16 protein-coding genes and 1 pseudogene are annotated in these 19,201 nt (G+C 72.1%); 10 read left to right on the plus strand and 7 right to left on the minus strand.

The window, feature by feature from the left end; all coding sequences use genetic code 11:
- Positions 1–33: 33 nt before the first annotated feature.
- Positions 34–1,203, minus strand: coding sequence for a steroid 3-ketoacyl-CoA thiolase (locus ACIO3R_RS06955; protein ID WP_363027126.1), 1,170 nt, complete (start codon positions 1,201–1,203; stop codon positions 34–36).
- A 303-nt stretch (positions 1,204–1,506) separates the two neighbouring features.
- Here ACIO3R_RS06955 and ACIO3R_RS06960 point away from each other — a divergent pair, with 303 nt between their 5' ends.
- Both ACIO3R_RS06960 and ACIO3R_RS06965 read left to right on the plus strand, forming a co-directional pair.
- Positions 1,507–2,757: a cytochrome P450 gene (locus ACIO3R_RS06960; protein WP_385028253.1), complete on the plus strand. Its 1,251-nt coding sequence runs from the start codon at positions 1,507–1,509 to the stop codon at positions 2,755–2,757.
- Positions 2,758–2,854: 97 nt separating this feature from the next.
- Positions 2,855–3,826, plus strand: coding sequence for an AEC family transporter (locus ACIO3R_RS06965; RefSeq protein WP_402104033.1), 972 nt, complete (start codon positions 2,855–2,857; stop codon positions 3,824–3,826).
- Positions 3,827–3,849: 23 nt separating this feature from the next.
- On the opposite strand, the gene ACIO3R_RS06970 is transcribed toward ACIO3R_RS06965, so the two are convergent.
- On the minus strand, positions 3,850–5,982 hold the full coding sequence (locus ACIO3R_RS06970) for a bifunctional glycosyltransferase 87/phosphatase PAP2 family protein (RefSeq protein ID WP_402104036.1): 2,133 nt from the start codon (positions 5,980–5,982) through the stop codon (positions 3,850–3,852).
- A gap of 272 nt (positions 5,983–6,254) precedes the next feature.
- Here ACIO3R_RS06970 and ACIO3R_RS06975 point away from each other — a divergent pair.
- Positions 6,255–7,333 (plus strand): annotated as a pseudogene (locus ACIO3R_RS06975) (DUF2330 domain-containing protein).
- 9 nt (positions 7,334–7,342) lie between these two features.
- Here ACIO3R_RS06975 and ACIO3R_RS06980 read toward each other — a convergent pair.
- On the minus strand, positions 7,343–8,443 hold the full coding sequence (locus ACIO3R_RS06980) for a serpin family protein (protein ID WP_385028244.1): 1,101 nt from the start codon (positions 8,441–8,443) through the stop codon (positions 7,343–7,345).
- 60 nt (positions 8,444–8,503) lie between these two features.
- Here ACIO3R_RS06980 and ACIO3R_RS06985 point away from each other — a divergent pair, with 60 nt between their 5' ends.
- The gene (locus ACIO3R_RS06985) at positions 8,504–8,995 is read left to right on the plus strand and encodes a GNAT family N-acetyltransferase (RefSeq protein ID WP_385028241.1); all 492 of its coding nucleotides are present in this window, start codon (positions 8,504–8,506) and stop codon (positions 8,993–8,995) included.
- 21 nt (positions 8,996–9,016) lie between these two features.
- Here the strand turns inward: ACIO3R_RS06985 and ACIO3R_RS06990 are convergent, their stop codons facing one another.
- A complete protein-coding gene (locus ACIO3R_RS06990; protein WP_385028238.1) occupies positions 9,017–11,062 on the minus strand; it encodes a DHA2 family efflux MFS transporter permease subunit in 2,046 nt (681 codons plus the stop codon).
- A 135-nt stretch (positions 11,063–11,197) separates the two neighbouring features.
- Here ACIO3R_RS06990 and ACIO3R_RS06995 point away from each other — a divergent pair, with 135 nt between their 5' ends.
- On the plus strand, positions 11,198–12,289 hold the full coding sequence (locus ACIO3R_RS06995; protein WP_402104039.1) for a peptidoglycan-binding domain-containing protein: 1,092 nt from the start codon (positions 11,198–11,200) through the stop codon (positions 12,287–12,289).
- A 173-nt stretch (positions 12,290–12,462) separates the two neighbouring features.
- Entirely contained in the window at positions 12,463–13,125 is a 663-nt protein-coding gene (locus ACIO3R_RS07000) for an HAD-IA family hydrolase (RefSeq protein ID WP_385028232.1), read from the plus strand.
- Here ACIO3R_RS07000 and ACIO3R_RS07005 read toward each other — a convergent pair.
- On the minus strand, positions 13,112–13,873 hold the full coding sequence (locus ACIO3R_RS07005) for an ABC transporter permease (protein ID WP_385028229.1): 762 nt from the start codon (positions 13,871–13,873) through the stop codon (positions 13,112–13,114). The genes ACIO3R_RS07000 and ACIO3R_RS07005 overlap by 14 nt on opposite strands.
- 316 nt (positions 13,874–14,189) lie before the next feature.
- Here ACIO3R_RS07005 and ACIO3R_RS07010 point away from each other — a divergent pair, with 316 nt between their 5' ends.
- The 4 genes from ACIO3R_RS07010 to ACIO3R_RS07025 all read left to right on the plus strand — a co-directional run bounded on the left by ACIO3R_RS07010 (position 14,190) and on the right by ACIO3R_RS07025 (position 18,294).
- Positions 14,190–14,834, plus strand: coding sequence for an HNH endonuclease family protein (locus ACIO3R_RS07010; protein WP_385028226.1), 645 nt, complete (start codon positions 14,190–14,192; stop codon positions 14,832–14,834).
- Positions 14,835–14,985: 151 nt separating this feature from the next.
- Entirely contained in the window at positions 14,986–16,761 is a 1,776-nt protein-coding gene (locus ACIO3R_RS07015; protein ID WP_402104044.1) for an alkaline phosphatase D family protein, read from the plus strand.
- Between the two features lie 82 nt (positions 16,762–16,843).
- Complete coding sequence (locus ACIO3R_RS07020; protein WP_402104048.1) at positions 16,844–17,320, plus strand: DoxX family protein; 477 nt, start codon at positions 16,844–16,846, stop codon at positions 17,318–17,320.
- 287 nt (positions 17,321–17,607) lie between these two features.
- The gene (locus ACIO3R_RS07025) at positions 17,608–18,294 is read left to right on the plus strand and encodes a DedA family protein (protein ID WP_402104051.1); all 687 of its coding nucleotides are present in this window, start codon (positions 17,608–17,610) and stop codon (positions 18,292–18,294) included.
- On the opposite strand, the gene ACIO3R_RS07030 is transcribed toward ACIO3R_RS07025, so the two are convergent.
- Both ACIO3R_RS07030 and ACIO3R_RS07035 read right to left on the minus strand, forming a co-directional pair.
- Complete coding sequence (locus ACIO3R_RS07030; RefSeq protein WP_123470583.1) at positions 18,281–18,505, minus strand: DUF2277 domain-containing protein; 225 nt, start codon at positions 18,503–18,505, stop codon at positions 18,281–18,283. The genes ACIO3R_RS07025 and ACIO3R_RS07030 overlap by 14 nt on opposite strands.
- Positions 18,506–18,684: 179 nt before the next feature.
- A complete protein-coding gene (locus ACIO3R_RS07035) occupies positions 18,685–19,125 on the minus strand; it encodes a hypothetical protein (protein WP_385028215.1) in 441 nt (146 codons plus the stop codon).
- Positions 19,126–19,201 lie beyond the last annotated feature (76 nt).

The following is a 19,201-nucleotide window of genomic DNA, read 5'->3' on the forward strand; positions in this document are numbered from 1 at the left end:
CATCGGGCGGGGGCGTCCCCCCGCACCGGCCCCTTACAGCCGCTGGATGATCGTTCCGGTGGCGAGCGCTCCGCCCGCGCACATGGTGATCAGCGCGAACTCCTTGTCCCTGCGCTCCAGTTCGTGCAGGGCGGTGGTGATCAGCCGGGCCCCGGTGGCGCCGACGGGGTGTCCGAGCGCGATGGCGCCGCCGTTGACGTTGACCTTCTCCAGATCCTGTTCGAAGACCTGGGCCCAGCTCAGCACGACGGACGCGAACGCCTCGTTGATCTCCACGATGTCGATGTCCTTGAGTGACATCCCGGCCTTGCCGAGCACCGCGCGGGTGGCGTCCACGGGGCCGTCGAGGTGGAAGTGGGGGTCGGAGCCGACCAGCGCCTGGGCCACGATCCGGGCCCGCGGCTTGAGCTTGAGCGCCCGCGCCATGCGCTTGGACGCCCACATGATCGCGCAGGCGCCGTCGGATATCTGCGAGGAGTTGCCCGCGGTGTGGATGGCGGTGGGCATCACCGGCTTGAGCCCGGCGAGCCCCTCCGTCGTGGTGTCGCGCAGCCCCTCGTCGCGGTCGACCAGCCGCCACATGCCCTGCCCGGCGGCCTGTTCCGCCTCCGTGGTGGGCACCTGGACCGCGTACGTCTCCCGTTTGAAGCGCTCCTCGGCCCAGGCGGCGGCCGCCCGCTCCTGCGAGAGGAGTCCGAACGAGTCGACGTCGGCGCGGGTGAGGCCGCGCTTGCGGGCGATGCGCTCGGCGGCCTCGAACTGGTTGGGCAGGTCGACGTTCCACTCGTCGGGCCAGGGCTTGCCCGGCCCGTGTTTGGAGCCGCTGCCGAGCGGCACCCGCGACATCGCCTCGACGCCGCAGCTGATGCCGACGTCGATCACTCCGGCCGCGATCATGTTGGCGACCATGTGGGAGGCCTGCTGCGAGGAGCCGCACTGGCAGTCCACGGTCGTCGCGGCGGTCTCGTACGGAAGCCCCACGGTGAGCCAGGCGTTGCGCGCGGGGTTCATGGACTGTTCGCCGGCGTGGGTGACGGTGCCGCCGACGATCTGTTCGACGCAGTCGGCCTGGATGCCGGTCCGGCCGAGAAGTTCACGGTAGGTCTCACCCAGCAGATAGGCGGGGTGCAGATTGGCGAGCGCGCCTCCGCGCCTGCCGATGGGAGTGCGTACGGCTTCGACGATGACGGGTTCCGCGGCCATGAGCTCGTCCTCTCCTCGCACTTCCGCAGAGGCGTCCCGGCGCCCACGGAAGGAACTAGTACGCGTTCTAGTTCTGTGTGCAGTCTTATGAGGATTACCCCGGGTACGCAAGGGGCTTGCACGCACCTTGCCCATGCTTCAGGGGCAGGACCCACCGCAAACCGGCCGGGTTCGCCGAGGCTTCACGCAACAGATCCGGCCACGCCTCTTGTCAGTTGTAGAACTCGTTACTACCTTTCGGGCAACTTCTGATGGGTCGTCAGACATCGCTCGGGCGGCTCTCGGACCGACCTGGAGTTGCCGATGCCCTGCCCCCATCTGCCCGAAGGGTTCGACTTCACCGATCCCGACCTGCTCCAATCCCGCATACCGCACCCGGAGTTCGCCCGGATGCGCGAGACCGCGCCGGTCTGGTGGTGCACCCAGCCAGCCGGTATCTCCGGCTTCGACGACGAGGGCTACTGGGTCGTCACCCGGCACGCGGACGTCAAGTACGTCTCGACCCGTCCCGAGTTGTTCTCGTCGAACACCAACACCGCGGTGATCCGCTTCAACGAGACGATCAGCCGCGACCAGATCGACGTCCAGAAGCTGATCATGCTGAACATGGACCCGCCCGAGCACACCCGGGTCCGCCAGATCGTCCAGCGCGGCTTCACTCCCCGCGCCGTCCGCTCCCTGGAACAGGCGCTGCGCAGCCGGGCGCGCTCGATCGTCGAGACGGCGCTGGCCGGCGCCGACGACGACGGCTCGTTCGACTTCGTCAACAACATCGCCGTCGAACTGCCGCTTCAGGCCATTGCCGAGCTGATCGGCGTACCGCAGGAGGACCGGACCAGGATCTTCGACTGGTCCAACAAGATGGCCTCGTACGACGATCCGGAGTACGCGATCACCGAGGAGATCGGTGCGGAGGCGGCCATGGAGCTCGTCTCGTACTCGATGAATCTCGCGGCGGCGCGCAAGGAGTGCCCGGCCAAGGACATCGTCTCCCAGCTGGTCGCCGCCGAGGGCGAGGGCAACCTGCTGTCCGACGAGTTCGGCTTCTTCGTCATCCTGCTCGCCGTGGCCGGGAACGAGACCACCCGCAACGCCATCAGCCACGGCATGCACGCCTTCCTCACCCATCCCGAGCAGTGGGAGCTCTACAAGCGGGAGCGGCCGGAGACGACCGCGGAGGAGATCGTCCGCTGGGCGACGCCCGTGGTCTCCTTCCAGCGGACCGCCACCCAGGACCTCGAACTGGGCGGTCAGCAGATCAAGAAGGGCGACCGGGTCGGGCTGTTCTACTCCTCGGCCAATAACGACCCCGAGGTCTTCGAGAGCCCGGAGAAGTTCGACATCACCCGCGATCCCAATCCGCACCTCGGCTTCGGCGGCGGCGGCCCGCACTTCTGCCTCGGCAAGTCCCTTGCCGTGATGGAGATCGACCTGATCTTCAACGCCATCGCGGACGTGCTGCCGGACCTGCGGCTGGTCAGCGATCCTCGGCGGCTCCGGTCGGCCTGGCTCAACGGCATCAAGCAGCTCCAGGTGAGCACCACGAGCGGCTGAGACCGGCCAGAACTCGGCGCCGGGCGGGACCTGTTCGACCGGTTCCGGTACGCCCGTCCGCACCCTTGTGCGAGGGACGGACGGGCGTGGCGGGATCATGGCGGACATGCACGCCCTGCTCTCCGCCTTCGCGCCGATCTGGATGCTGACCGCTGCCGGATACGCCGTCGGCCGCAGCGGCCTCCTGGGGGCGCAGGCAGAGGCGGTGCTCGGCCGGTTCGTCTTCCATGTCGCCATGCCCGCCGCCCTGTTCGGCATGGTGTCGAGGTCCCGTCCGGCCGGCTTCGGCCATCTGCCGGTGGTGGCGTTCGCGGCGGCCACGGCGCTGGTTTCCGGTCTGGGATACGTGGTGGCGCGGCGGTTCTTCGGCCGCGGGAGGGCCGACGGGGCGATCAGCGGCATGGCGTCCGGCTACGTCAACTCCGCCAACCTGGGCATCCCGGTGGCGGTGCAGGTGCTCGGCGACGCCTCGTTCGTCGCGCAGGTCATCCTCTTCCAGGTGCTGCTGGTCTCACCGGTGATCCTGACCCTGCTGGACTCGGGGACCCGGGCGGCCGACGGGCCCGGCGGCGGGCGCCCCGGCGGCGGGCTGCGGCGGATGCTGACCATGCCGGTGCGCAATCCGGTCATCATGGCCTCGCTGCTCGGAGTCGCCGTCTCAGCCACCGGTCTGCGGCTGCCGGCCGCCCTCACCCACTCCTGCGACCTGCTGGGCGCCGCGGCCGTACCCACGGCCCTGGTCACCCTGGGCCTGTCCCTGCACGGCGGCCCGGCCCGCGGGACCGGACGTGTCGCGGGCCGGGCGGAGGCCGGGACCGCGGTCGCGCTGAAGACGCTGGCGCAGCCCCTGGCCGCCTTCCTCGTCGCCGGTCCGCTCCTGGGCCTGCCGGACCACCAGGTGCTGGCCGTGGTGCTCTGCTCGGCGCTCCCGACGGCGCAGAACGCCTTCGTCTACGCCCGTGAGTACGGCCTGGACACCGGCCTCGCCCGCGATTCCGTGGTGGCCTCCACGGTGGTGTCGATGGCCACGCTGTCCTTCGCCGCCTGGGCGCTGGGGCCGGCCCGCTGAGCCGTTCGGGTGGCGGGCGGTGGCTACGGCTTGCCGGCCACCGCTTCGCCCTCCACCGCCGGTACGGGCTCCGGCACCGACATCCCGCCCGGCGGCGGCCCGGCCTCCGGGGGCTGCTTGACCGGCGGCGGCGCGGCCTTCGCCCCCTTCGCCACCGGCTCCTGGAGCCTGCGCGGTCCGGCCAGCACGTAGGTCAGTCCGAAGCCGAGCGCGACCACCGCCGCGCCGCCCACCGCGTCGAGCACCCAGTGGTTGCCCGTCGCGATGATCGCGGAGACCGTGAACAGCGGGTGCAGCACGCCCAGCAGCTTCATCCAGACCTTCGGCGCGAGCATCACGATCACCACACCGCACCACAGCGACCAGCCGAAGTGCAGCGAGGGCATCGCGGCGTACTGGTTGGTGACTCCCGTCAGCGTGCCGTAGTCGGGCTTCGCGAAGTCCTGGACGCCGTGGACCGTGTCGATGAACCCGAGCCCCGGCATCAGCCGGGGCGGGGCCAGCGGGTAGAGCCAGAACCCGACCAGGGCCAGGAGCGTGGCGAAGCCGATGGAGCTGCGCACCCAGCGGTAGTCCGCCGGGCGGCGTGCGTACAGCACACCGAGGATCGTCAGCGGCACGATGAAGTGGAACGTCGAGTAGTAGTAGTCGAAGAAGTCCCGCAGCCAGCCGACCTTGACGACCGCGTGGTTGGCCCAGTGCTCCATGTCGATGTGCAGCCACTGCTCGACCGCGTGGATCTGCCGCCCGTGGTGCTCGGCGGTGGCACGGCCGGCCGTCGCGGCCAGCCTGACCTGCTGGTACGCGGAGTAGACGACCCTGATCAGCAGGAGTTCCAGCAGCAGGTTGGGCCGGCTGAGCACCCGCCGCCAGAACGGCAGCAGCGGCACCCGGCTCCAGCGGGCGGGGACCGGGGCCGCGTAGTCCGTGGGGACTGGCTGCTGCCAGTGCGGCGAGGTGCGCGGCAGGAACGGGGCGAGGCACGCGGCCGCGAGCGCGGCGATCAGCAGCACGTTGTCGCGTACCGGGAACACCGCCTCGATGTTCGGCAGCAGCATCTTGCCGGGCAGCGTGATCACGAGGACCACGACGGCCGGCCACACCAGCCGGTCCGAGGCCCGCGTGCCGACCCGGCCGACCACCGCGAGCAGCACCCACAGCAGCTGGTGCTGCCAGGCCGTCGGCGAGACGGCGACGGCGACGCAGCCGGTCACGGCCACGGCGAGCAGCAGCTGACCGTCGCGGGCGTACCGTGCGGCGCGGCGCAGACCGACGAAGCAGACGGCCGCGGCCAGCACCACGAAGAGTGCGATCTCCAGCGGGCCCTCCAGCCCGAACCGGAGCAGCGCGCCGTGCAGGGACTGGTTGGCGAGGCTGTCCGCGTGGTCGCCGAGTCCGGCCCCGGCGACGTGGTGCACCCAGTACGTCCACGAGTCGTGCGGCATCGCCGCCCAGGCCAGTGCCGTGCAGGCGGCGAACGCGGAGACACCGGTCACCGCCGCCCGGCGTCTCCCGGTCAGCCAGAGCAGCGCGGCGAACAGCAGCACGGTCGGCTGGAGCGCGGCCGCGATGCCGATCAGGACGCCCGAGGCGCGTTCCCCGCGGACCACGAAGCAGCCGACGAGCACCAGGAGGACCGGCAGGATGCTGGTCTGGCCCAGGTAGAGGGCGTTGCGGACCGGCAGCGAGAGCATCAGCAGGGTGATCGCGACGGGCGCCGCGAACAGGGCCGTACGCCGGTTGACCGGGCCGGGCAGGGCGCGTGCCGCGATGACGCCGAGCGCGGCGACCAGCAGCAGCGAACCGAAGGTCCAGGCGACCCCGAGGCTCTGTTCCGCGGTCCGGGTGAGCGGCTTCAGCACCAGCCCGGCGAAGGGAGTGCCGGTGAACCGGTCGGTGTCGTAGAGCGAGCCCGTCACATGAAGCACACCGTTCTCACCGGTCCAGGTCTCCAGATCGGTGAGCCGTTCGCCAGGCGGCTGCCGCAGCACCACCGCCATCTGCCGGACGGCCAACGCGGCCACAACCAGCCAGAGAACCACCCGGGCCGCCCCGGTCCTCGTCCCTGCCGTCGCATCTCCGCGCACACTGTGCTCCGCATTCGCCACGCTGCGCCGACCCTCCCGCCGTCTTGTGCCGGCCCTCGATTCGGGCATGCTGTGAAACCTTCGCATTGCGCTATGAGGTAGACCCAATCAACCCCCTCTTCACCTGACTGTCATCCGGCTTTTGTCCGAAAGAATGCCCGGAGGGCCGGCCGGGCCGGGACCGAACCGCCGGAACCGGCCGGGCAGCCCCCACGCCTGAACCCGTGACCAGGGCCGACGGGGGAGTAGCCGGGACATGCGGTGGGCCGGGACGGATCGGACGGGGCAAGGGATACGGGCCGGATCGCGTGCGTGGGCGGTGCGCGCTCTCGTTGCTCATGATGCTGGTGGCGCTCCAGATCGGCTCGCTGATCGCACCGGCGTACGCCTGTGGCTGCGGGGCGATGGTGGTGGACCGGAACAGCCGGGTCACGGTCGAGCGGGAGACCTCCGTGGTCAGCTGGTCGGGCGGCACCGAGCAGATCGTGATGCGGCTCACCGTCCGCGGGAACGCCCGGCGGCCGCGTGGATCATGCCGGTGCCGCACCGGGCCTCGGTCGAGCTGGGCGACGCCGCGCTCTTCTCCGAGCCCGAAACCCTCACCGCGCCGGTCCGCGAGACGCGGCACTGCTTCTGGCCACGCGCAAAGGACTCGCCGTTCGGCGGTTTCAACGCTGCGAGCGTGCGTGCCCAGCCCCGTGACGCCGCGGGACAACCCGATACCGGCCCGAGGGCCGTTCGACGTGGCCCGGCTCACCGCGACCGACCCGGCGGCCCTGGAGGGCTGGCTGACGGAGAACGGCTTCGAGCTGCCGGACCGGCTGTCGACGGCGCTTTGGCCCTACGTCGACCGGAAGTGGGAGTACGGGGCGATCCGTCTCGCCCCGCAGGAGAAGGGCAGTCCGCTGCGCGGCCGGCTCGACCCGCTGCGGCTGCGTTTCGCCGGCGACGGGCCGGTCTACCCGATGCGGCTGTCCCGGCTCGCCAGGACGCCGCAGTCGCTGGGGCTGTACGTGCCGGCCGCGAACCGGATGGAGCCGCGCGGCGCGATCGGCGGCGCGCCGCCCGAGGTGACCTACGCGGGGCGGATCGGCGCCGGGCGGGAGAAGCGTGCGTACCCGGCTCTGGGGGCGCTGACGGGCGGGAAGCCGGTGTTCGTCACGGCGATCGACCAGGCGTTCCCGCGGCCGGAGCTGATCGACGGGGACCACGAGCTGCGGGCGGCGGCCGCCGACACCCCGTACCGGACCACGTGCTACCGCGACGAGCTGCCGACCGCGGGGCCCGTCCCGGCCTGGGTGCTGTCGCCGCTCGGTGCCGGGGCGGTGGCGGTGACGGCGGTGCCTCTGGTGGTGCGGGCCCGGCGGCGGCGACCGGTCGCACCGCCGCCGCGGTCACCGTGCCGCCACCCCTGCGGTGAGCGCGGGGGTCAGCCCTCCACCGGGGTGTCCGCCTGCCAGCCCGTGAAGAGCGGGACCTCGCCGCTGCCGTCCAGGACCACGATCCCGAACGGGCGGTCGAAGGCGATGTGCAGGAAGCGCTGCCGCACGGGCGCCGCGCCGCCCGGTGCGGCGATGACGGTCACGGCGGCGGCCCGCACGCCTTCCTCGGCGACCTTCACCACGGCCTCCTGCACCACCTGGGAGATCAGCAGCGGCTCGGGCGACATCCAGCCGAAGTCGGCGGCCGCGCTCGTCGAGACCCGGATGCCCAGGGCCGCCAGCTGTTCGGTGACCTGAACGTTCGTACGCAAGGTGAATCGCGGGACGGCGATACTCAGGACGTCCGCGTCCAGCGGGGTGCGCAGCGCCTGCGGCGCCCAGGCCGCGGGCAGCACGTCCGCCGCTCCCGCGCCCGGCTCCCCCAGCACCAGCCGGACCCGCGCCGGGGCGCCGCCGGGGCGCTCGGTGCGGCAGCGCAGCTCGACGACGTGGGTGCCGCGCACCGTCCAGCCGTCCCACGGCCCACGTGTGGCGGACATGGTCGGGACCGCACGGCTCACTCCGGCCGCGTCGGTGAACGGCCGGTCCCAGGTCTCCCCGGGGTCGAACGGCTCGTCCCAGCGCGCCTTCAGCGCCAGCACGTTGACGAGCACCAGCAGCATCTCCTCGCTGATGTCCAGCGGCAGCCGCTCGATCAGACCGCCGGTGGCCTCCCGCACCCACGCGTCGACCCCGGTGGCGTCCATCGGCCCGAACCCGATGTCCGCCAGCGCCTCCCGGTACTCCCGGTAGACCGGCACCCGGGTCCACACCCGGGTCGCCACCCCCAGCGCGTCGGTGGCCGCCAGCTCGCGCGCCCCGGCCGTCACCGCGTCGGCGGCCTGCCGCTCCGCCACCCCCAGCACCGCCCGCAGCTCGTCGGCGGTCTCCCCGCGGGCTCCTGCCGCGACCGTGGCCAGGGCCAGCCAGAGCCCGGCCGGCGAGCACACGAAGCTCCCGCCGCCCGGCCCGGCCAGCTCCCGTATCCACCTCTCGCCGAGCCGCTGGACCGCCCCGGCCCTCGTCGTCGAACCCGTCTCCCGCGTCATCGGTGCCCCCTGCGAGCAATTCGTTTCTCCGCACAGCTGTGCGGAAGTCAGAATGAACCAATGACGTGGACCGTGACCCCAGAACGCTTCGACTCCCCCGACGCCGCCCTGCTGCGCCGGGACTACTACGACGAGGTCGCGAGCCGCTACTGGGGGCGGCCCGCGACGGTCGAGGAGATCGAGGAGGGGCTCACGGACGACGGCGCCGAACTGCTCGTTCCGCCCACCGGTGAGTTCGTCGTCGGCCGGTTCGACGGGCGGGCGGCGGCGTGCGCCGGGCTGGTCGTGACGGACGCGGGGGTCGCGGAGCTGACGCGGGTGTTCGTGCGTCCCGAGGCGCGCGGCACGGGCGGCGGCGGGCGGCTGCTCGCGGCGGTCGAGGGCCGGGCGCGGGACCTCGGCGTACGGACGCTCCGGCTCGACACCCGTGACGACCTGGTCGAGGCCCGCGGGCTGTACGCGAAACACGGCTACCGGGAGGTCCCGGCGTTCCACCGCCGCAACCAGTACGCCGAGCACTGGTTCGCCAAGGAGCTCCGCACCACCGGGTGACCGGCCCCGCCGGCGGGAGCGTCAGGGGGCGTGGTGGTCCCGCTTCGGCTCCGGGCTGTGCGGCCGTTCCCTGCTCGATCCGCTCGTCTCGGCCGTCAGCTCCGACACCAGGGCGACCAGGTCCGTCGGCCGGTCCGGACCCCACCAGTCGCCCAGCAGCTCCGCCAGGGACTCCTCGCGGGCGTGCGAGAGCTTCACCACCGCCTCCGCGCCGGGTTCGGTGAGCACCAGCTGCACGCCCACCCGGCGGGCCAGCCCGAGTTCCTCCAGCTGCCGGCCCGCCTCGCTGATCACCCGCAGCGGCACCGGGGCGATCTCGGCGAGCCGGGCGGGCTCGACGGTCCCGTGCCGTTTGATGCGCAGCAGCATCCAGCTCGCGGCGGGCAGCAGGTCGAGCCCGGCCTTCTCGGTGATCTTCACGTAGACCTCGCGGCGTCCCTCCCGGGTGGCGAGGACCGAGAGGGCGCGGGCGCATTCGTCGTACGAGGACCGCTCGACCGGGTTCGACGCCAGGGTCTCGCTGGGGTCGGGTGCGGTCACCGAGCCGCGCAGCTTGTCCTCCTTGAGCAGCCAGGCGAAGACGAAGGCGATCAGGACGACGGGGGCCGCGTACAGGAACACATCGGTGATCGACGTCGAGTACGCGCTGAGCACCGGCTGCCGGAGTGCGGGCGGCAGCCCGCTGACGGCGCGCGGGTCGGAGGCCAGTCCGTTCGCGCTGATCCCGGGCGGCAGCGCCCGGCCGGAGAGCGCCGCACCGAGCTTGTCGGTGAGCCGGTTGGTGAAGATGGTGCCGAAGATGGCGACACCGAACGAGGCACCGATGGAACGGAAGAAGGTCGCCCCCGAGGTGGCGACGCCGAGGTCCTGGTAGCTCACGGCGTTCTGCACGATCAGGACGAGGACCTGCATCACCAGACCGAGTCCCGCGCCGAAGACGAAGAAGTAGAGGCTCATCTCCAGGGTGCTGCTGTTCTCGGTGAGCCGGTGCAGGAGCAGCAGGCCGGCCGCCGTGATGCCGGTCCCGAGGATCGGGAAGATCTTCCAGCGGCCCGTACGGCTGACGATCTGGCCGGACCCGGTCGAGGTGATGAGCAGGCCGAACACCATCGGGAGCATGTGGACGCCGGACATCGTCGGCGTGATGCCGTGCACCACCTGGAGGAAGGTCGGCAGATAGGTCATCGCGCCGAACATCGCGAAGCCGATGACGAAGCTGATCACGGCGACGAGGCTGAAGGTCCTGATCCGGAACAGCTTCAGCGGCAGTACGGGTTCGGCGGCGCGCCGCTCCACGTACACGAAGGCGATCAGCAGCAGCACGCTGACGGCGGCGAGGCCGATGATCTGCGTCGAGCCCCAGGCCCAGGTGGTGCCGCCGAGCGAGGCGACCAGGACCAGGCAGGTGGCGACCGAGGCGATGAGGAAGGTGCCCAGGTAGTCGATGGTGTGCTTCGTGCGGCGGACCGGGATGTGCAGCACGGCGGCGATCACGGCGAGGGCGACGACCCCGATGGGGAGGTTGATGTAGAAGACCCAGCGCCAGCTGAGCTGTTCGGTGAAGAAGCCGCCGAGGAGCGGTCCCAGGACGCTCGTCGCGCCGAACACCGCTCCGAACAGGCCCTGGTACTTGCCTCGTTCGCGCGGCGGGACGATATCGCCGACGATCGCCATCGACAGCACGATCAGGCCGCCGCCGCCGAGCCCCTGGAGGGCGCGGAAGCCGATCAGCTGCGGCATGTTCTGGGCGATGCCGCAGAGCGCGGAGCCGATCAGGAAGATGACGATGGCGATCTGGAAGAGCCGCTTGCGCCCGTACTGGTCGCCGAGCTTGCCCCAGAGCGGGGTCGCGGCGGTCGATGCCAGCAGATAGGCCGTGACCACCCACGACAGGTGCTCCAGACCGCCGAGGTCGCTGACGATGGTCGGCAGTGCGGTGGAGACGATGGTCTGGTCGAGTGCGGCGAGCAGCATGCCGAGGAGCAGCGCGCCGATCGCCACCAGGACCGACCGCGTGGAGCGGTTTTCGCCGGGGGCCGGGGCCGGAGGGCTCAACTGCTGGGCCATGAAACATCTCCTCGGATCCGCTACTCCCCCATCCTGTCTGTTCTGCACCGTTATGGCCTGCCGAGGGGCCGGATGATTGGGCTTCCCGGCGGCGGGCTGCATAATCGCAGGCAGTTCAAGGGGAGGGGACCCACAATGGCCGGACATATATGCCCGGAGTGCGGTACGGACGGCAGACCCGGTGCCGGTCCGGGCTGCGGCTGCGCGGCTCGGCACGGCGCCGGGCGGCGGGAGCCCGCCGGACACCAGCACGTCACCGAGGGCCAGCGGGCCGCCGAGCAGCAGCGCATCGTCGAGGAGCACCACGCCGGACGGTCGGCCGAGTTCGCGGCCGCGGAGGACTTCGACCCGCTGCGCATCCGGCCGTACGTGACGCTGGGGGGCGAGGAGACGGCGGTCGGCGGGGACGGGCCGGCGGGTGAGGTGACGGACGGCCATGCGGGGGACGCGGCCACCACGATGCAGCTGTTCCTGGACCCGGCGGGGCCGCCGGCCCCGCTGCCGGCCGCCGCCGGTCCGGACGCGCGGGACGACCAGCCGGTCGTCCCGGTCCTGATGACCGGCCCCGACCCCGTGCAGCCGCGTCGCCGCGGGCCCTTCGCCGCGCTGGCCGTGGGGGCGGCCGTGGTCGCGGTGGTGGGCACGGCGGCCTTCGTGGGCGGGCTGTTCAACGGGGACGGCGACGGGGACACCACCCTGGATCCGGTCCTGCCCTCCGCGGTGACCAGCCTCCCCGAGGAGAGCGCCGCGCCCTCGGCCTCCACGACGGCGTCCGCCTCCGTGTCACCGTCCCGGCCGGCCGCGGTGTCACCGTCGGCCTCCGCGACCGCTTCCGCATCCGCATCCGCGACCGCGTCGCCGTCGGCGAGCGCCTCGGCGTCCCGTTCCGCGTCCGGCGGGCCCTCCGGCCCGTCCGCCGCGTCCTCCCCGGCGGCCACGGCGGACGCCGAGGGGCCGCAGAAGCCGGTGGCCCCGGTCGCCCCGCCGCAGGACGGTTCCACGCTGCGGCGCGGCGACCACGGCCCGGAGGTGGCCGAGCTGCAGCGCCGGCTCCAGGAGATCGGGCTGTTCATGAGCCCCGCCGACGCCGACTACACGGACCGCGTCGAGGACGCCGTGCACCGCTACCAGACGTACATGTACATCAAGGGCGACGACGACGGGGTCTACGGACCGCACACCCGGCGGGCACTGGAGGCGATCACGACGGGCCGCGGACGCTACTGACCCGCCGGGCACACCCGCTCCGGCCAGGGATTGGCTTTCCCGGACAGGTTTTTGTATCGTGATGGAACAAAGTGGCCCCCAAACGCACTCCCTGACCGGCGGGCGGGGGCCGCTTGATCTCTTTCCGGGGTCCCACGTGTCCCCGCGCCGTCACCCCGCCCTGGAGCCCGCCCATGCCGGCCACCGTTCTCACCGCCCGCGCCCTCCTGCTCGACATGGACGGGACCCTGGTGAACTCCGACGCCGTCGTGGAGCGCTGCTGGCGGCGCTGGGCGCTGCGGCAGGGCCTGGACCCGGAGGCCGCGCTCAAGGTGGTCCACGGCCGCCAGGGGTACGCCACCATGGCGGTGCTCCTCCCGGACCGTCCGATGGAACAGAACCACGCGGACAACCGGGTGATGCTCGCCGAGGAGACGGCCGACACCGACGGCGTCGTCCCGATCGGCGGCGCCGGCGCCTTCATGGACGCGATCGCCGCGCTCCCGCACGCCCTGGTCACCTCGGCCGACCTGGCCCTGGCCCGCGCCCGGATGACCGCGGCCGGACTGCGGATGCCCGAACTCCGGGTCACCGCGGAGAGCGTGGGCGCCAGCAAGCCGGACCCGGAGGGCTTCCTCAAGGGCGCCGCGGGGCTGGGCTTCGATCCGGCGGACTGCGTCGTCTTCGAGGACTCGGAGGCGGGCATCGCGGCGGGCCGGGCGGCGGGGATGCGCGTCGTGGGCGTGGGCCCGCGCGCCGCGGCACTCTCCCCGGACGCGCACGTCGAGGACCTGACGCGGATCCGGGTGGAGTCGGCGGCCGACGGCTCGGTCCTGCTGCACATCAGCGCCCGATAGCAGAGGCCCCTTCCCCGGTACGGCGGAGCCGGCCCCGCGCCACCAGTTCCAGCACGGTCGCGACGGCCGCCGCCTGTACGGCCATCAGCGCCACCAGCACGAACAGCTGTACGGCGCCCGCCTGTACCGGTGAGGCGCCGCCCAGCAGCATGCCGACGAAAGCGCCGGGCAGCGTGACGAGCCCCACCGTCCGGGTCTGGTCGAGCCCCGGCAGCAGCGCGTCCGACGCCGCGGGCCGGGCGATCTCCAGCCGCGCGTCGCGGTCCGAGAAGCCGAGCGCCATCGCCGCCTCCACCTCCCCGTGCCGGGTCGCGAGTTCGTCGAGCGCCCGCCGTCCGCCGAGCACGGTCGCGGTCAGGGCGCCCCCGATGAGGATGCCGGTCACCGGGATCAGCGCGATGCCCCGGACCGGCACCAGCCCGGTGAGCAGCAGCACCGCGACCACCGGCACGACCCCCGCCCCGATCGGCACGGCCGCCCACCGCCAGGTGCGGTTGTCGGTGACCCGGTGCCCCGCGGTCCACACCGCCACGCCGAACATCAACGCGATGAACGCCAAGGTCGGCGCGGCGGCGTGGACCACCCAGCCGATGAGCGAGGAGACCGCGGCGAGCTGGACCGCCGCCCGCAGCCCCGCCAGGACGATCTGGCGCGACCGGCCGAGCGAAGCGAGAGCGGCGATGCCCGCGGCCGCCGCGAGCAGCAGGGCGAGGACGACCCCGAGTGTGATGGTGACCGGTAGCAGCACCCGGCCACCCTAGGTCTTGTACCGGGTTGTCCCGCGGCCGGTCCGGCGCCGCCGACCGGAGTCCCGGCGCCGGTCGCGACCGGATCCGGCCCCCCTTTCCCCAGCGTGGAACCGCCGCCTCATCAGTTCCGTACGCCCGCGCACACCCATGCGCACGCCCCCGCACACCGACCCTCTTCGTCAGACCCCTTGATGTGACGTGCCCATGTCGCCACTCTGTTACCTGGCGCCCACCCCACGGAAACCTCGCGCCGCCACGATGGCCGGGCCGTTTCGCACGACCCGCCCAAGGTCCCCCCACATCAAGGGAGTTCGCATGTCAGGTGTCTACGCGCGTCGCATCGCCGTCCTCGCCGCATCAGCCGCCCTCGCCGCGACCACCGGGCTGCTCAACGCTCCCGGCGCCCAGGCCGCCATGCCCACCCCGGTGGCCGCGTCCACCGCCCGTACCTATCTGAGCCAGCTGACCGTGCAGGCGGAGGGCTCGTCGAGCGGATACAGCAGGGACAAGTTCCCGCACTGGATCACCCAGTCGGGCGCCTGCAACACCCGCGAGGTGGTGCTGGAGCGGGACGGCACGAACGTCACGCAGGACTCCAGCTGCGCCGCCGTGAGCGGCAGTTGGTACTCGGAGTACGACGGGGCCACCTGGACCGCCGCATCCGATCTGGACATCGACCACATGGTCCCGCTCGCCGAGGCCTGGCGGTCCGGCGCGTCGAGCTGGACCACCGCCCAACGGCAGGCGTACGCCAACGACCTGACGCGGCCCCAGCTCATCGCGGTCACCGACAACGTCAACCAGTCCAAGGGCGACAAGGACCCGGCGAAGTGGCTCCCGTCGCGCACCGCGTACCAGTGCACGTACGCGCGCGCCTGGGTGCACGTGAAGCACTACTACGACCTCACGGTCGACTCGGCCGAGAAGGCCGCACTGCAGACCGTGCTCAACGGCTGCTGAACGATCACTGAACGGCGGCCGTCCCGCTGACCGCCGCCCCGGAACCGCCCCGGAACCGCCCCGCGCTCCCCCGTCGTTCCGTACGGTACGAACCCGCCGTACGAACAACGCGTACGGCACCGTCCGTACGGAACGACGCGAGGAGCACCACATGGCCGGGCTGCGCCTGGGACCACTACTGCGGTACGTCGACTGGGAGACCGCCTCCACCGCGACCGTCTGGGTCGAGGCGGACCGGCCGTGCACGGCCGTGGTCCGCTGCGCGGACGGGGCCTCCGGCTCGTCCCGGACCTTCGCGGTCGCCGGGCACCACTACGCCCTGGTGGTGGTGACCGGTCTGACCCCCGGCTCCACCACGGCGTACGAGGTCCTGCTCGACGAGCGCCGGGTGTGGCCGCCCGAGAACCACCGCTTCCCGGCGAGCACGATCACCACCCCGCCGATATCCGCCGGCGGCGACGAAGGCCGCGAGGAGAGGGAGGAGGGGAACGGCGAGGCCGGCGGGCCGGGGACGGTCCGGATCGCGTTCGGCTCCTGCCGCTGGGCGGCTCCCCCCGCCGGCGGACACGCGTCCCTCCGGTCCGATCCCGTCGGGCCGGACGCCCTGGACACCCTCGCCGCCCGGCTCGCCGCCGACCCCGACGCCGTACGCCCCGACGTCCTGCTCCTCCTGGGCGACCAGGTGTACGCGGACGAGACCTCGCAGGCGACCCGGCGCAGGCTCGCGGCACGGCGCGATCTGGACGAGCCGCCGGGGGCGGAGGTCGCGGACTACGACGAGTACACCTGCCTGTACGACGAGTCGTGGCGCGACCCCGAGGTGCGCTGGCTGCTCTCGACGGTCCCCAGCTGCATGATCTTCGACGATCACGATGTCATCGACGACTGGAACACCAGCGCCGCCTGGCTCACCGAGATCCGCTCCACGCCCTGGTGGCACGAGCGGATCGTCAGCGGACTGATGTCGTACTGGGTCTACCAGCACCTGGGCAATCTCTCCCCCGCCGAACTCGCGGCGGACCCGCTCTACGCGGCCGTGCACGCGACCCCGGACGGCACCGAACAGGTGCGCCGGTTCGCGGCCGGGGCCGACGCGGACCCCACCGGTACCCGCTGGAGCTACCGACGCGTTTTCGGCCGAGTACGGCTGCTCATGGTGGACAGCCGCGCGGCCCGGGTGCTCGACGAACAGCAGCGGGCGATGCTCCACCCGCAGGAGGCGCGCTGGCTGCGCGAGGAGGCACTGTCCGGGCCCGGTTCTTTCGACCATCTCCTGATCGGCACCTCGCTCCCGTGGCTGCTGCCGCCACTGGTACACGACGGGGAGCAGTGGAGCGCCGCGCTGTGCCGGGGCGAGCGAGGCGGGCCGGACGGCCGCTGGGCGCGCGTCGGCGAGTACCTGCGGCAGCGCTCCGACCTGGAGCATTGGGCCGCGTTCCCCGATTCGTTCGGGCAGCTGACGGAGCTGATCCGGGAGGTGGGCAGCGGCCCGGACGCACCGGCGACGGTATGCGTGCTGTCGGGCGATGTGCACCATGCGTACATCGCGGAACCCACCTGGCCGGCCGGGGTCCCCGGCGGTGCGCCGGACGCCCGCGTCCTGCAACTGACCTGCTCTCCCGTGCACAACTCGATCCCCGGCCCGCTCAAGGCCGCCTTCCGTTTCGGCTGGAGCCGGGCCGGACGGCGGCTCGGCCGGCTGCTGGCGCGACACGGGCGCACTGGTACACCCCCGGTCCGGTGGCACAAGACGGACGGGCCGTGGTTCGGCAATCAGCTGATGACACTCACACTGCATGGCCGGAAAGCTGCGCTGTCATTGGTTCAGGCCAAGTCAAGGAGGACAGGGGCCCAGCTCCAGACGGTATTCGATCGCTCGTTGACCAATGACGGGCCGTCTACTTTCAGCCAGTCAACTAAACGTTGAACTTGCAAGTATTGGTGAGGTTTGCCTAACCTGTAGCGCTCAGTCGGTTCACGTCCCCACTAGACCGAAGGAGCCTCCCCCCATGTACACACGCCTGAATCGGGCCCAGCCCTACGCCCTCGCGCTCTTCCGAATCGTCGTAGGCCTGCTCTTCGCCTGCCACGGTGCCGCCTCGATCTTCGGTGTCCTGGGCGGCGCCATGGGCGGCGGATCGATACCCGCCGGCACCTGGCCGGGCTGGTACGCGGCGGTCATCCAGCTCGTCGGCGGCAGCCTCGTGGTACTGGGCCTCGGCACCCGCATCGCCGCCCTGGTCTCGTCCGGCTCCATGGCGTACGCGTACTTCAAGGTCCACCAGCCCGGGGCGCTCTTCCCGCTGCAGAACGGCGGCGAGCCCTCAGCCGTCTACAGCTGGGTGTTCCTGCTGCTCGTCTTCACCGGTCCCGGCGCCCTGGCCCTGGACCGGCTGTTCACGTCCCGCTCCGCCGCACAGCGCGCCGAGGAGCGCGCGCCCGAACCGGCCGCACCGGCTGAACCGGCCGCACCGATAGCCGCCTGACCCGTACGAACCACCGGGTCCGCGCCGACCGGGCCCGCCGCACCGGCTCGGGGGTACGCCGGGAATGCCGCTTCCCCGCGTACCCCCGAGGCACCGCTTCCCCGACCCACCCCCGAGGCACACACGAGTGACGCACAGGGCTCATGTGACACACCCGTGAGGTGCCCAACATCACGCATATATATGGATCTCCAGGTGAACGGCAGGCGTACGCTGTACAGCTGGCCCTGCCGCTCCTGCCGCTCCCCTGCGACGTCGCGGCGTTGTCACTGAAACGGGGAGTAGAAGTGCTTGAGAGTGTGGGTGCGCTGACCGGCAGCCCATGGATCTACGTTGTGGTCGCCCTCTCGGTGCTTCTGGACGTCTTCCTCCCCGTACTGCCCAGCGGTGTCCTCGTGATCACGGCAGCCACGGCCGCCGCCGCGGGCACCACCACGGTGGCCGCCGACGCCGCGGGCGCCGCCCGTCACGTCACCGAGGTCCCCTCGCTCCTGGTCCTGATCCTCTGTGCGGCCAGCGCCTCGGTGCTCGGCGACCTCGTCGCGTACCGGCTGGCCTGGCGCGGTGGCGCACGCCTGGACCGCGCCATCGCCCGCTCCCGCCGCCTCACCTCGGCGCAGGAACGCCTCGGCGCGGCGCTGAGCCGCGGCGGCGGCGCCCTCGTCGTGATCGCCCGCTTCGCCCCGGCCGGACGCTCGGTCGTCTCACTGGGCGCGGGCGCCTCGCACCGCAAGGTGAAGGAATTCCTGCCGTGGTCCGCGGTGGCGGGTGTGGCCTGGGCCGGTTACAGCGTGGGCCTCGGCTACTTCGGCGCCCAGTGGCTCGGCGCGAGCTGGCTGGGCACGGCGGTCTCGGTCCTCGCGCTGTTCGTCGCGGGCGCGTTCGCCGCGCTGCTGATGCGGCGCCCTGCGGCGGCCGCGGCCGCCGCGGCCGCTGCCACCGTCGCCCCGGCCCCGGTCCCTACGGGGTCCTGACACCTCCCCGCACTTCCAGACCGTCCAGCAGCCTGGCGGTCGACGCGGCGATCTCGTCGACGGCACGGTCGAAGACTTCCCTGTTGTGCGCGGCCGGCGCGCGGAAGCCGGACACCTTGCGCACGAACTGCAGGGCGGCGGCGCGGATGTCCTCCTCGGTGGCCTCTTCGGGGAGGACGGGCGGGCGGAGGGTCTTGATACTGCGGCACATGCCTCAAGTGTGGACCGCGCCACTGACAACGTCCCGGGCAGCGGCGCGCGGCAGGTGGGAGATCGGGTCGGGGCACACCAGGAGTCGCCGGCATGCGGGCCGGTCAGGCACTCCGGCCCCGCACGCCGACGTCGTCCCGTGAAGCTTCAGGAGCCGCTGTCAGCCGTTCTCAGCCGCTCTCAGATGAGCGACTTCGAGCGATCCGTGCACAGGGCCCAGATCACGAAGGTGTCGATGGCGAGGGAGACCACGGCCCAGATCGGCTGGTAGGGCAGCCACATGAAGTTCGCGATCATGTTGAGCGCCGCGAGCGCGACCCCGATCCCGCGGGCCCAGCCGAAGCCCCTGAGGATTCCCCAGCCGACCACGACGAGGAGGATGCCGAGAGCCACGTGGATCCAGCCCCAGGCCGTCACGTTGAACTTGAAGACGTAGTCGTTGATCCGGGCGTAGACCGTGTTGGACGCGATTCCGGCGATGCCCTTGATGGCCCCCAGAACGCCGTCGACCATGAGCAGGACCCCGGCGAACATGACCCCGCCGGCCGCCCAGGGGTTGACGCCCCCCGGATCGGCGGTGTGCGAGTGAGACGTACCCGGTGTGGGCGCTGACTGTGCCATGGGAACTCCTCGGCCGGTGGAACTGCACGTCAGACCGACCCTGGTGGGCACTGACGGAGGCGGCCACGTGGGCGCG

Source organism: Streptomyces sp. NPDC087428, assembly GCF_044744085.1.
Classification (GTDB): Bacteria; Actinomycetota; Actinomycetes; order Streptomycetales; family Streptomycetaceae; genus Streptomyces.